The sequence below is a fragment of the Actinomadura meridiana genome (genome assembly GCF_039537545.1).
GTDB lineage: Bacteria > Actinomycetota > Actinomycetes > Streptosporangiales > Streptosporangiaceae > Spirillospora > Spirillospora meridiana.
In genome coordinates this window covers 274,003-285,685 of the sequence record NZ_BAABAS010000020.1, presented here as the reverse complement: position 1 = coordinate 285,685, position 11,683 = coordinate 274,003, and the positions used below count along the sequence as shown (strand labels likewise).

11 protein-coding genes and 1 pseudogene are annotated in these 11,683 nt (G+C 73.0%); 1 reads left to right on the top strand and 11 read right to left on the bottom strand.

Annotated elements, in window-relative coordinates; all coding sequences use genetic code 11:
* Positions 1-14: 14 nt before the first annotated feature.
* Positions 15-866, top strand: a pseudogene (locus ABD808_RS27335) (RNA-guided endonuclease InsQ/TnpB family protein); the annotation flags it as partial.
* Positions 867-904: 38 nt separating this feature from the next.
* Here the strand turns inward: ABD808_RS27335 and ABD808_RS27330 are convergent.
* From ABD808_RS27330 to ABD808_RS27280, 11 genes are read right to left on the bottom strand one after another with little or no spacing between them, the layout of a single operon-like run.
* Complete coding sequence (locus tag ABD808_RS27330) at positions 905-2,053, bottom strand: hypothetical protein (protein ID WP_344902161.1); 1,149 nt, start codon at positions 2,051-2,053, stop codon at positions 905-907.
* Positions 2,053-2,439, bottom strand: a complete 387-nt coding sequence (locus ABD808_RS27325; protein ID WP_344902159.1) for a RidA family protein — start codon at positions 2,437-2,439, stop codon at positions 2,053-2,055. The genes ABD808_RS27330 and ABD808_RS27325 overlap by 1 nt, the downstream gene beginning before the upstream one ends.
* A 12-nt stretch (positions 2,440-2,451) precedes the next feature.
* The gene (locus ABD808_RS27320) at positions 2,452-3,429 is read right to left on the bottom strand and encodes a sugar kinase (protein ID WP_344902157.1); all 978 of its coding nucleotides are present in this window, start codon (positions 3,427-3,429) and stop codon (positions 2,452-2,454) included.
* Complete coding sequence (locus tag ABD808_RS27315; protein WP_344902154.1) at positions 3,426-4,097, bottom strand: bifunctional 4-hydroxy-2-oxoglutarate aldolase/2-dehydro-3-deoxy-phosphogluconate aldolase; 672 nt, start codon at positions 4,095-4,097, stop codon at positions 3,426-3,428. The genes ABD808_RS27320 and ABD808_RS27315 overlap by 4 nt, the downstream gene beginning before the upstream one ends.
* Before the next feature lie 10 nt (positions 4,098-4,107).
* Positions 4,108-5,331, bottom strand: a complete 1,224-nt coding sequence (locus tag ABD808_RS27310) for an alanine racemase (protein WP_344902151.1) — start codon at positions 5,329-5,331, stop codon at positions 4,108-4,110.
* Positions 5,328-6,194: an IclR family transcriptional regulator gene (locus ABD808_RS27305; RefSeq protein ID WP_344902149.1), complete on the bottom strand. Its 867-nt coding sequence runs from the start codon at positions 6,192-6,194 to the stop codon at positions 5,328-5,330. Before ABD808_RS27305 ends, ABD808_RS27310 begins: the two co-directional genes overlap by 4 nt.
* Positions 6,191-6,934, bottom strand: coding sequence for an MBL fold metallo-hydrolase (locus tag ABD808_RS27300; RefSeq protein ID WP_344902146.1), 744 nt, complete (start codon positions 6,932-6,934; stop codon positions 6,191-6,193). Before ABD808_RS27300 ends, ABD808_RS27305 begins: the two co-directional genes overlap by 4 nt.
* Positions 6,931-8,139, bottom strand: a complete 1,209-nt coding sequence (locus ABD808_RS27295; RefSeq protein ID WP_344902143.1) for a M20/M25/M40 family metallo-hydrolase — start codon at positions 8,137-8,139, stop codon at positions 6,931-6,933. The genes ABD808_RS27300 and ABD808_RS27295 overlap by 4 nt, the downstream gene beginning before the upstream one ends.
* Positions 8,139-9,107: an ABC transporter permease gene (locus ABD808_RS27290; protein ID WP_344902140.1), complete on the bottom strand. Its 969-nt coding sequence runs from the start codon at positions 9,105-9,107 to the stop codon at positions 8,139-8,141. Before ABD808_RS27290 ends, ABD808_RS27295 begins: the two co-directional genes overlap by 1 nt.
* Complete coding sequence (locus ABD808_RS27285) at positions 9,107-10,051, bottom strand: ABC transporter permease (RefSeq protein ID WP_344902137.1); 945 nt, start codon at positions 10,049-10,051, stop codon at positions 9,107-9,109. The genes ABD808_RS27290 and ABD808_RS27285 overlap by 1 nt, the downstream gene beginning before the upstream one ends.
* Positions 10,044-11,681, bottom strand: a complete 1,638-nt coding sequence (locus ABD808_RS27280) for a sugar ABC transporter ATP-binding protein (protein WP_344902134.1) — start codon at positions 11,679-11,681, stop codon at positions 10,044-10,046. The genes ABD808_RS27285 and ABD808_RS27280 overlap by 8 nt, the downstream gene beginning before the upstream one ends.
* Positions 11,682-11,683: the final 2 nt, after the last annotated feature.

The following is an 11,683-nucleotide window of genomic DNA, read 5'->3' as shown; positions in this document are numbered from 1 at the left end:
CTGTGTGAGACGTGGCGCGGACCGTGAAGCGGGCGTTCAAGTTCCGCGAAGGTGAGCTCACACTGGCGAAGATGAGCGGACCGCTGGACATCGCGTGGTCGCGTCCGCTGCCCGAGGGCGCCGAGCCGTCCACGGTCACGGTGTCGCGTGACGGCGCGGGCCGGTGGTTTGTTTCCTTGCTGTGCACCGACACCATCGTGCGCCTGGACCCCTGCGAGCGGGCCGTCGGGGTCGACGCCGGGATCACCTCCCTGGCGACCCTGTCGACCGGCGAGAAGATCACCAACCCCCGCCATGAGCGCCGCGACCGTGAACGCCTCGCCCGTGCGCACAAGGAACTGGCCCGTAAGGAGAAGGGATCGGCGAACCGCGAGAAGGCCAACCGGAGACTCGCGCGCGTCCATGCCCGGATCGCCGACCGGCGCCGGGACTTCCTGCACAAGCTGACGACTCGGCTCGTCCACGAGAACCAAGTGGTCGTGATCGAGGACCTGAACGTCGCGGGCATGACCCGCGACCACTCCCTGGCCCGTGCGATCTCCGACGCGGGCTGGCGGCAGCTGCGGACGATGCTGGAGTACAAAGCCGACTGGTACGGTCGCGAACTCATCGTGATCGACCGGTGGTTCCCCTCCACCCGGACGTGCTCGCAGTGCGGGACCATCACACAGACGATGCCCCTGGATGTGAGGGAATGGGAATGTAGCGGTTGCGACGCTCGGCACGACCGGGACGTCAACGCCGCGCGTAACGTTCTGGCCGCCGGGCTGGCGGTGTCGGCCTGTGGAGCCGGTGTAAGACCTCAACGGGAGTCCTCCCGGACGGGGCGGTCGGCGATGAAGCAGGAAACCCACAGGGCGACCCGTGGAATCCCCCGCCCTTGGACGGGGGAGAAGCCAACCCCTCACGCTACGGCTGGGGGGATGCGGGAGAGGACGGGCAGGGGGACGAGGCCGTACATGTAGTAGTCGACGGTGCTCGCGCCGGATTCGAGCGCGGCCGTGACCTTCGCCGCGAGGTGGTCGGCTGAGTCGGTGTCGGGGACGCCGGGACGGAGCAGGGCGCGGAGCGTGATGTCTCCCAGGGCGGCCCGGTAGGCGGTGACGTCCTCGGCCACGCGCGTTTCGTCGTGGGCGTAGCAGAGGATGGCGTAGGACGGGACGACGGAGCTGAGAGCGGAGGGGTCCACACCGATCTGCCAGGCCGAGTCGGCGGCCGGGCCGCCGGTGGGGCGTCCGTCGGCGTAGCCCTTCACGGCTCCGGTCAGATCGAGGAACGTGAGGGCGGAGCCTTCGGCGGCGACGGCCTCGGCGACCTCGGCGACCAGCGACGTGACGATGGGAGTACGGGCGCGGGCGTACTCCTCCAAGGCGTCGGGCAGTTCGGTGACGGGCGGGCCGCCGTCCAGGACGGACGCCGCCAGACGCGCCGCCTCCGCGCGGGCCGCGTCGGCCGACGGTATGCGGTCCCGGCAGTGGGAGCAGAAGCACAACCCGAGCGCGAACTCAGCGGCCGAGCCCAGGTCGACGAAGGCCCGCTCGTGGTGGTAGCCGTGCCCGAACATCCCGAAGTGCAGGGATTCGGCGACGACCGTGTCGGTCCCCTGGCGGGCGATGGCGCGGCCCAGGGCGACGGAGTAGGCGCGCACGTCCGGGTTGGACGGGCACAGGTCGGCGGGCGCGGCCCGGTCACCGAAACAATTCTCCTGGGAGACGTCGGGGAAGGCGAGCCCGAGCGTGGTGCTGTGCAGGAACACCCCCCAGCCGTGGAGCGGGACGCCCAGGTCGCGGGTCTGTTCACGCAGGGCGCGGATGGGCTCGCGGTCCGCGTCCCGCCGGACGGGCGGGACGAGCCGGAGCCCGTCGAACACGTCGCCGGGCGGGAAGTGGATCCCGTCGTGCCGCATCGTTACCCGCGTACGACCGTGGGGGGTCACGTCGCGGGCGCGATGGTAGGCCGCGCCGACCGTGATTGACGAGACGCCATGGGAGAGGACCCGTGCGGCGTCCACGCCGTCCAGGTCCTCCACCAGGGCGTAGAGGGACGAATCCATCAGCTCTGCTGCTTGTACGCGACGAAGTCGATCTCGACCAGGATGTTCATCAGGTCGGAGCCGACAGTCGTGCGCACCGGGTACGGCTTGGTGAAGTGCGACCGGTACTCCTTGTCGTAGGCGGCGAAGTCGCGGTGCAGGTATTCGAGGTGCACGGTCGACTTCACGACGTCGTCGAACCCGAGGCCGTGCTCGGCGAGGATCGCCTTCAGGTTCGCGAGGACCTGCCGGGTCTGCTCGGCGACGTCCGTGCCCACGATCTCCCCGGTCTCCGGATGGATCGGGCCCATGCCGGACGTGTACAGGAAGTCGCCCACGGCGATGGCCTGCGAGTACGTGCCGAGGGGGGCGGGCGCCGCCGCGCTCCGGACCTCACGCTTGCTCATATCTGTCTCTCCTTAGCGGCTGACGGTGTCTTCGGCTGATTTCAGCAGATCGAGATCGGCGCGGCTCGGGAGCCCCTCCCAGTCGCCGCGAACCGTGACGGCGTACGCGCCCGCGGCGGTGGCGGTGTCGAGCCGGTCGGCGACGGGACGTCCCCGGACGAACTCGGCGAGGTACCCGGCGGCGAAGGCGTCACCGGCGCCGACGGGGTCGATGACCGGCACCCGGTGCGCGGGCTGGACGACCAGGTCGCCCTCGCACAACGCCACCACGCCAGCCGCCCCCCGCTTGACGAGGACGTCACGGGGCCCGAGCGCGCCAAGGGACGCGGCGAGTGCCGCCAGGTCGTCACCGGAGTCGGGCACGACGAGCCGCGCCTCCTGCTCGGTGGCGAACACGAGGTCGGCGCGCTTGACGAGCTTGCGCAGGCAGTCACCGGCCTCGGTGGGCGTCCACAGCGCCTGCCGGTAGTTCAGGTCGAGCGACACGGGCACGCCCGCGTCCCGCGCGGTCTCCACGGCGTCGTCGAGGGCCTGCCGGGCGGTGGCGCTGATCGCGGCGGTGATCCCCGTGACGTGCAGGACACGCGCCGAACGTACCAGGTCATGCGGCACGTCGGACGGGTCGAGCCGCGACCCGGCGCTGCCCTTCCGGTAGTACTGCACGCGGGTGAGCGTCCCGGAGCGCCGCTCCTTGAACAGCAGCGCGGTCGGCGCGGACCGGTCCACGACGGTGTGGTCGAGCCGGACGCCCTCCCCGGCGAGCACGGTCGTGATGAGGCGGCCGAACTCGTCGTCGCCGACCCGGCCGAACCAGGCGGCCGTCCCGCCGAGACGGCACATCCCGATCGCCACGTTGGACTCGGCGCCGCCGACGCCGAGGTCGAGGGCGCGGGCATGCCGCATCGGGCCGACGACGGGGTTCTCCAGCCGCGCCATGGTCTCGCCGAACGTGACGAGGTCGATGCTCGGGCTCGGGCTCGGTTCGGTCATCGGTCGGCGCCTTCGCGGTCCACGAGCTCGCGGGCGCTCCGGACGGCGGCGAGCAGCCGCCTGGCCCGGCCCGTCAACTCGGTGAGCGAACCGCCGTCGAGCGCGTCGCCGACGAGGGGCCCGCCCGCGCCGACGGCGAACGCGCCCGCCGCGACGTAGTCGGAGGCGTTGCCCGGACCGATGCCGCCGGTGGGCAGGAACGGGACGTCCGGGAACGGTCCCGCGAGGTCGCGCAGATAGCCGGGGCCGAACGCGCGGGCGGGGAAGACCTTGACGGCGGTGGCGCCGAGGTCCCAGGCCCGGCAGACCTCCGCCGGGGTCAGCGCGCCCGGGTAGTGGGGGACGCCGCGGTCACGGGCCACGGCGGCGACGTCGGCGTTCGCGTCGGGGGCGACGAGGAACGCCGCGCCCGCGTCCACCGCCGCCGTCGCCTGCGCGGCGGTGCGGACCGTCCCGGCGCCGAGTTCCACGTCCGCGGGCAGCTGGCGCCGCGCCGCGTCCAGCTCGGTCAGCGCGCCCGGTGTGGTGAGGGCGATCTCCAGGCAGCGGACGCCGGCGGCGACGAGGGTGTCCAGGACGTCGGCGACGCGTTCGGCGCGGGTGCCGCGCACGACCGCGACGACCCCGGTCGCCGTCAGCGCGCCTCCCGGCGCCAGGCGGGGGACCATGTGATTCCTTTCAGAAGTACGTGCGGATCAGGTCGGTGACCATCTCGTCGTCGTCGACGACGGGGATGACCTCCCATTTGTCGAAGGCCGTGCAGGGGTGTGAGATGCCGAAGCACAGCAGGTCGCCGGGGCGGGGCGGGGGCCCGTCGACCTTGACGTAGGCGTGGTGGTCGTTGGTGTCGGTGAGGCTCAGGCCCCCCGCCGGGTGGACGGTGCCGTCCGGGCGCCGCAGCCGCAGCGGCACGGGCAGGCCCGCGTCGTAGGGGGCCTCCCGTTTGCCCATGCCGACGATCGCGAGGCCCGGTTCCGGGACGGACGTGACCTGGGCCCAGATCTCCAGCGCGGCGTCCAGCGACCCGGGGATGCGGGTGTAGGGGGTCCGCTGCGTGTAGATGCCGTCGTCGTGGGCGACGTAGGCGCCGCTGCGCAGCAGCACGGTCAGGTCGTGGCCGGGCAGCCAGGCGCCCGACAGCCGCTCGGCGACCTGGTCGAAGTAGGAGCTGCCGCCCGCCGTGACGATGACGTGCCGGGGCAGCAGCCCGCACTTGGACAGCTCGGCGGTCGCGTCGCGGAGCCCGCCGAGGTAGGCGCTCGCGGCGGCGACGTCCGCCAGCCCGCCCTCGTATCCGGCGACCCCGGCGAGTTCGGCGCCGGGCGCGGCGGCGACGGCGCGGGCGACGGCGAGCAGCTCGTCGACGCTGCGGCAGCCGCTGCGCCCGCCCCGGTGCCCGAGCTCGACGAGCACCCGGAACGGCCGTTCCCCGGCGGCGGCGGAGATCGCGGCGACGCCCTCCACGGAGTCGGCGTACAGCAGGAACTCCATGCCCCGGCCGACCTCGCCGCCGAGCCAGCGCAGCGCCGTCGGGTCGAGCAGCTCGTTGGCGAGCAGGACGCGCGGGACCCCGAACGCCCGGTAGGCGAGCACCTGGTTGGCGGTCGCGGCGGTGATGCCCCACGCCCCGGCGTCGAGCTGCTCCTGGAACAGGGTCGGCGCCATCGTCGTCTTGCCGTGCGGGGCGAACGCCAGGTCGTGCGCGGCGCAGAACGAGGCGAGCGCCGCGATGTTGTGCTTCAGCGCGGACCGGCGGGCCACCATGACCGGCCAGGTGAACGGGCCGCCGAAGAGCGGATGTCGGGCCGCCGTGAACTCCGCGAACGGGATGGGGGCGCCCGGATGCCAGATGCCCTTCGTCCGCCAGTCGACCACCTCTGCGGGAATGTTCAGGCTGGTCACGGCTGATTCCCTCCTCGTTTCTCGGAACGGCGGCGCGGCGGGCGGGACGAGCCGAGCGCGTGCGAGATCTCCTGGCCCGTCCGTTCCACCATCGGCCCGACCTCCCGGACCCGGGCGGGCGTCATCCGGGACGCCAGCCCGGACACGCTGAGGGCGCCCACCGACCTGTCGGTGTGGTCGAAGATCGGGGCGGCGACGCAGCGGACCTCCGGCTCGTTCTCCCTGTCGTCCACGGCGTACCCGGTGAGGCGGACCCGTTCGAGTTCGGTAGCGAACCGTGCCGGGTCGGTGATGGTCCGCTCGGTGCGCCGCTCCATCCCGGCGTCGGTCACGATCCGGACGTCGTCCTCGCCGAGCCAGGCGAGGATGGCCTTGCCGACGGCCGTCCGGTAGGCGGGCATCCGCATCCCGACGCGGGACGCCATCCGCACGTTGTGCTCGTTCTCCACCTTGTCGATGTAGACGACGTCGGGGGCGTCGTAGACGACGAGGTGGCAGGTCTCCCCGACGATGTGCTGGAGGCGGCGGAGCGGGTCGGCGGCGACGGCGCGGATGTCCAGCGACGACAGGTACGCCTGCCCGAGCCGCAGCGCGCCGTGCCCGAGCCGGAACACGCCCGTCTCGCGGTCGCGGGTGAGCAGGTCGCCGTCGATGAGCGGCGCGGTGAGCCGCAGCACCGTGCTCTTGCTGAGGCCGAGGTCGTCGGCGATCTCGGTCAGGGACACGCCCCGGGCGTCGGCGTGGTCGCGGACGTGGTCGAGCACCGCGAGCGCGCGCCGCAGGGACGATGATTGGTTGCGGGACTGGTTGCGGGACCCCGGCTTGGCGGTCGCGGCCCGTGCCTCTTCGATGTCGTGGCTCATGTGGCGCTCTCCGGAAGCAGTCCGCGGGTGAAGGCGTTGCGGGCGGACGCCAGGTGGCGCCCGCCGCGGGCGAGTGAGATCTCGTGGTGGCCGGGCAGCAGGACGTCGACGTCCAGCGCGGCGAGCCGGGTCAGGCTGGCGGCGTACTCGGGGACGCGGGCGTCGTGCAGGTTCTGGAGCGAGATCCGTCCCCCGGCGAACACGCAGTCGCCGGAGAACAGCACCCGGCCCTCGGACGCCTCCAGCAGGTAGCAGGTGTGCCCGTCGGCGTGGCCGGGGGTCGCGATGGCGGTCAGGACGACGCCGCCACCGAGGTCGACCTGCTCCCCGTCGGCGATGGGGCGCACCTCTGGGCACGCCTCGAAGGCGTATTCCGGCGGGTACACGCCGGACGCCTTCCCACGGTCGACGCTGAGCTTCTCCTCCGCGCCGGAGGCGATCCACTCGTCCGCCGGGGACCCGGCGCGGACGGCGAGCCCCGGCACCAGCCGGGCCAGTTCGGCGGCGCCGCCCGAGTGGTCGGCGTGCCCGTGGGTGATCAGCAGGTGGCGTTCGCCGGTCGGCCCGGCGGCCGTGGTCAGCCGCCGCGCGAACAGCGCGGCGGACCGTCCGGCGCCCGCGTCGATCAGTGCGGCCCCGTGCGGGCCGCGCACCAGGTAGACATGGCAGTCCAGCGGGTCGGTGAGGTCGAATCCGGCGGCGCCGCTCCCGACCAGGTCGATGTGCTGTGTCAGCCTCACCGCGGCCTCCCGTCGATCTTCAGGGACCGGACGACGTCCACGACGACGCGGGCGGCCAGGTCGACGTCCGCCAGCGCCACCGACTCGTCGGCGGAGTGCGCGTCGGCGATCGAGCCGGGCCCGAACACGACCGAGGCGATTCCGGCCCGCGCGAGCTTGCTCGCGTCGGTGCCGAACGGCATGCCGTGGACGGAGCCGTCCCGTCCCGCCGCCGCGAGCGATGCGCGCAGCGCGGCGGGCACCGGGCTCCCTGCGGGCGTGTCAAGGGCGTAGTCGACGGTGAACGGAGCGTCCACCTCGATCCTGGGCGGTTGCCGGGGGGTGTGGGGGGTCGCCCCCCCACCATGAAGCCGCCCGGGGATCAGCGCCAACAGTTCTTCGCGGTCCTTGCTCCACACGTCGAGGGGGTCCTCGCCGGGGAGGGTGCGGCGGTCGATGTCGATCTCGCAGCGTCCGGGCACCGTGTTCGGGCCCTCGCCGCCCCGGACACGGGTGACGCACCGCGTCGCGGGACCGAGGATCGGATGCGGCGGGACGCCCGGCGCGGCCCGGTCGAGACGGCCGATGACGCGGGCCATCAGCGTGACCGCGTTGACGGCCTCGTCGGGACGGGAGCTGTGCCCGGCCGTCCCGAGCGTCCGGACGGTGTACCGCACGCAGCCCTTGTGCGCGGTCGCGGCGGCGAGCCCGGTCGGCTCCCCGACGATCGCGCCCACGATGTCGGTGTCCACGAGATCGTCGAGCAGCCCGAGCACGCCCCGGTAGTCGTGCTCCTCGTCGATCACCCCGGCGAGCACCACCCCGAACGGCGGCGGGTCACCGGCGGCGAGTTCGGCCGCGGCCAGCATGAACGCGGCCAGCGGGCCCTTCGCGTCGCACGCGCCGCGCCCGTACAGGCGGCCGTCGCGGACCGTCCCGGCGAACGGGTCGACGGTCATGCCGCCGGTCTCCACGGTGTCGAGATGCGACTCCAGCAGCACGGCGCGCGGGTCGCGTCCCGGCACGGTCGCGACGACGTTGGGACGGCCCGGCAGCACCTCCCGCAGCTCGGCCCGCACCCCGCGCGCCACGAGCCAGTCGCGGACGTGCTCCGCGACCGCCGCCTCCCCGAGTCCGGGCCCGGCCCCCGCGCCGACGGGCCCGCCCCGCGGATTGACGCTCGCGATCCCGACCAGGTCCCGCAGCAGCTCCCCCGATGCCGCCATCAGGTCCGCCGTTCCCTGGCGTAGGCCAGCAGCAGCGCGATGATGAGCAGCCCCAGCACGATCTGCCGGACGCCCTCCGAGGTGTTCCACGAGGCCAGCAGCGCGGTCAGCAGCGTCAGCATCAGCGCGCCCGCGACGGTGCCGAGCACGTGCCCGCGACCGCCGAGGATGGACGTCCCGCCGAGCACGACCGACGCGATCGACAGGAGTTGGTACGGGTTGCCCATGGTGAGCGAACTGGTGGAGGTGAACCCGAGCAGCACGAGCCCGGCCACCCCGGCGAGCAGCGAACACGTCCCGTAGGCGATGAACGCGGTCCTGGCGAGCGGCACCCCGGACGCGCGGGACGCCCGCTCCCCGTTGCCGAGCGCGAACACGTACCGTCCGACCCGGGAGGCGTGCAGCAGCCACGCGGCGACGGCGGTGATGCCGAGCCACAGCACGAACGCGAGCGGGATCCCCGCGACGCGGTCGTTGGCGAGCGACCCGAGCAGCCCGATCTTCGCCGACTTCGGCGACCCGTTGGTGTAGACGAGCAGCGCGCCCGCGACGATCGTGCCGGTGGCGAGGGTCATCACCATCGGCGGCACCCGCAGCCAGGTCGTCCCGGCGGCGTTGGCGAGCCCGACGACGACGCTCGCGACGAGCGCGACCACGATGCCCGCCGTCCCGCCGGAGCCGGACGCGACCTGCGCGCACACCACCGCCGACAGCGCCACGACGCCCGACACCGACAGGTCGATGCCGCTCATCATGACCACGAGGGTCTGGCCGACGCCGACGATGCCGAGGAACGCGGCCGTCTGGAGCAGGTAGCGGACGCTGGAGACGCTGTCGAAGCCCTTCGCGAACAGGATCGCGGCGAGCCAGGTCACGACCAGGACGCCGAACGCCCACGCGGCGCGGTTGTCCCGGAGCGTGCCGGTCAGCCTGGACGGCAGCGAGGCCGTGCGCGGAACCGCGGTCATCAGTCCGTCCTCTCGCGGGTCGCGAACGTCTTCACGGTGATCGCCACGATCAGCACCGCCCCCTGCATGATCAGTTGGTAGAACGGCGACAGCCCGGTGAACAGCAGCAGGTTCGTCAGCAGCCCGATGAGCAGCGCGGCCAGGACGGTGGCGCGCAACTGCCCCACGCCGCCGAAGAAGCTGACCCCCGCGAGCACCGACGCCGCGATGGAGTTCAACGTGTAGGGGGCGCCGATCGTGGCGTCGCCCGACCCGGTCTGGACGGCGAGGCCGATCCCGGCCAGCCCGACGAACACGCCCGCCAGCGCGTACGCGCCGATCTTCACCTTGCGGACGCCGATGCCGCTGGCGTACGCGCCGTGCTCGTTGCCGCCGACCGCGTAGAGCGACAGGCCGAACCGTGTCGTCCGTACCGCCTTCCACAGCAGCAGCACGACCCCGATCACCAGGAACGGCAGCGCGATCCCGTTCCACCCGTTGTTGTAGGCGTTCACCAGCCCGGACGGCACACTGCCGCCCGGTTTCGGCAACACCACCAGCGTCACGCCGCCCCACAGGAACGACGCGGCGAGCGTCACGATGATCGGTGGCAACCCGGCGTACGCGACGAGCACCCCGTTCGCGGCCCCCGTCGCGGCGGCGACGGCCAGCGCCGTCACGGCGGCGATCAGCACGCCATCGTCCGCCCGCACGGCGAACACCGCCATCGCGAGCGCCAGCACCGAGCCCAGCGACAGGTCGATGCCGCCCGCCAGCATGATCGTGCTCTGCCCCATCGCGGCCAGGATCAGCGGCAGGAACTGCGCCGACAGGATCGTGATGGACGCCCCGGTGAACACCTCCGGGTCGTAGTGCCGGTACGCGGCGAGCAACACGACGAGCAGGGCCCCGAGCCCCACCACATCGAGATTGCCGCGAAGGACGTTCCCAAGACGTTCAGGCATGGGACCCCGCTCCCTTCCGGGGGGTGTGGGGGGTCGTCCCCCCACCGTGAGCCGCCCCGGTGACGGAGGCGCGCACGAGGCGTTCCTCCGACAGGGAGTCGCCCGCCAGCCGGTCGACGACGGCGCCCTCGTACATCACGGCGACCTCGTCGCACAGGCCGACCAGTTCCATGGTGTCTCCAGAAGTGATCAACACCGCCACGCCGCCGTCGGCCAGCCTGCGGAGCAGATGGTAGATCTCGCGCTTGGTGCCGACGTCGATGCCGCGGGTCGGCTCGGCCAGCAGCAGGACCCGGGGGCTGGACGGCAGCCAGCGCGCCAGCGAGACCTTCTGCTGGTTGCCGCCCGACAGCCGCCTGACCTCCTGCTCCGGGCCCGTCACCCTGATCCGCATCCGCTCGATCAGGTCGGCGACCAGCTCCGACTCCGCGCCCCGGTCGACGGTGAGAAGCCGTCTGCCGGGCGTCACCACGCCGAGGTTGGTGAGCGACAGGTTGGCCCTGACGGTCTGCGCCACGTGCAGCCCCTCGACCTTGCGGTCCTCGGGGACGTACGCGATCCGCGACCGGATGGCCTCCCGGGGGGACGCGAGCCGTGCGTGGCGGCCGTCGAGCTCGATCCGTCCGCTGTGCCGGACGAGCCCGAACAGCGCCCGCAGCACGGCCCGCTGACCCTGCCCCTGAAGCCCGCCGAGACCGATGATCCGTCCCGGGTCCAGGTCGAGATCGACGCCCTCGCAGGCACCGGGGACGGTCAGCCCCCGCACCTTCAGCACGGGCTCGCCGGTGCGCACGGGAGCCGCCTTCTCGACGGGCTCCTCCTTCACCTCGGCGATCTCCTCCTCGGTCGGGATCGCCGCGGTGTCGTCCTCGCCGAGCCCGCCGACGGACGCCTTCGGCGGGAACAGGTCGGACAGCTCCCGGCCGATCATCAGCCGGACGATGTCGTCGTGGCCCGTCTCCGCGCGGTCGCGCGTCGCCATGACCTCGCCGTCCTTGAGCACCGTCAGCCGGTCGGCGACGGCGAACAGCTCGCCCATCCGATGGCTGACGATGATCACCGACGAGTCGGCGGCGCGCAGCTCGTCCACGACGGCGAACACGCTCCTGACCTGGTCGTCGTCGAGCGCGGAGGTGGCCTCGTCCAGGATCAGCAGCCGTGGCCCGGACGCGAGCGCCTTGGCCAGTTCGACGAGCTGCTGCTGCCCGAGCGGCAACCGTCCCGCCCGGGTCAGCGGATCGACGTCCAGCCCGACCCGCTCCAGCAACGGCCGCGCCCGCCGGGCCAGGTCGCGGCGCAGGACGAAACCGCGCCGCGCCGGCCACTGCCCGAGGAACACGTTCTCCGCGACGGTCTGGTGCGGGTTGAGGCTGAGCTCCTGGTGCACCGAGCCGATGCCCATCTCGCGGGCCCGGTGCGGCGAGGCGCGCAGCGGCTCACCGTCGTACACCACCCGCCCGGAGTCGGGCGAGAGCAGCCCGGTGACCAGCGACAGCACGGTGCTCTTGCCCGCGCCGTTCTCGCCCACCAGCGCGAGCACCTCGCCCGCGCGGACGTCGAAGCTCACCTCGGTGAGCACCCGGTTGCCCGCGAACGACTTGGAGACCTTCTCGACGGCCAGGAGCGCCACCG

Coding starts and splice junctions, on each gene's coding strand:
- ABD808_RS27305 (WP_344902149.1), bottom strand. CDS start 6,194: ATGAGCCACGACATCGAAGAGGCACGGGCCGCGACCGCCAAGCCGGGG.
- ABD808_RS27295 (WP_344902143.1), bottom strand. CDS start 8,139: ATGGCGGCATCGGGGGAGCTGCTGCGGGACCTGGTCGGGATCGCGAGC.
- ABD808_RS27325 (WP_344902159.1), bottom strand. CDS start 2,439: ATGAGCAAGCGTGAGGTCCGGAGCGCGGCGGCGCCCGCCCCCCTCGGC.
- ABD808_RS27315 (WP_344902154.1), bottom strand. CDS start 4,097: ATGGTCCCCCGCCTGGCGCCGGGAGGCGCGCTGACGGCGACCGGGGTC.
- ABD808_RS27330 (WP_344902161.1), bottom strand. CDS start 2,053: ATGGATTCGTCCCTCTACGCCCTGGTGGAGGACCTGGACGGCGTGGAC.
- ABD808_RS27290 (WP_344902140.1), bottom strand. CDS start 9,107: ATGACCGCGGTTCCGCGCACGGCCTCGCTGCCGTCCAGGCTGACCGGC.
- ABD808_RS27320 (WP_344902157.1), bottom strand. CDS start 3,429: ATGACCGAACCGAGCCCGAGCCCGAGCATCGACCTCGTCACGTTCGGC.
- ABD808_RS27285 (WP_344902137.1), bottom strand. CDS start 10,051: ATGCCTGAACGTCTTGGGAACGTCCTTCGCGGCAATCTCGATGTGGTG.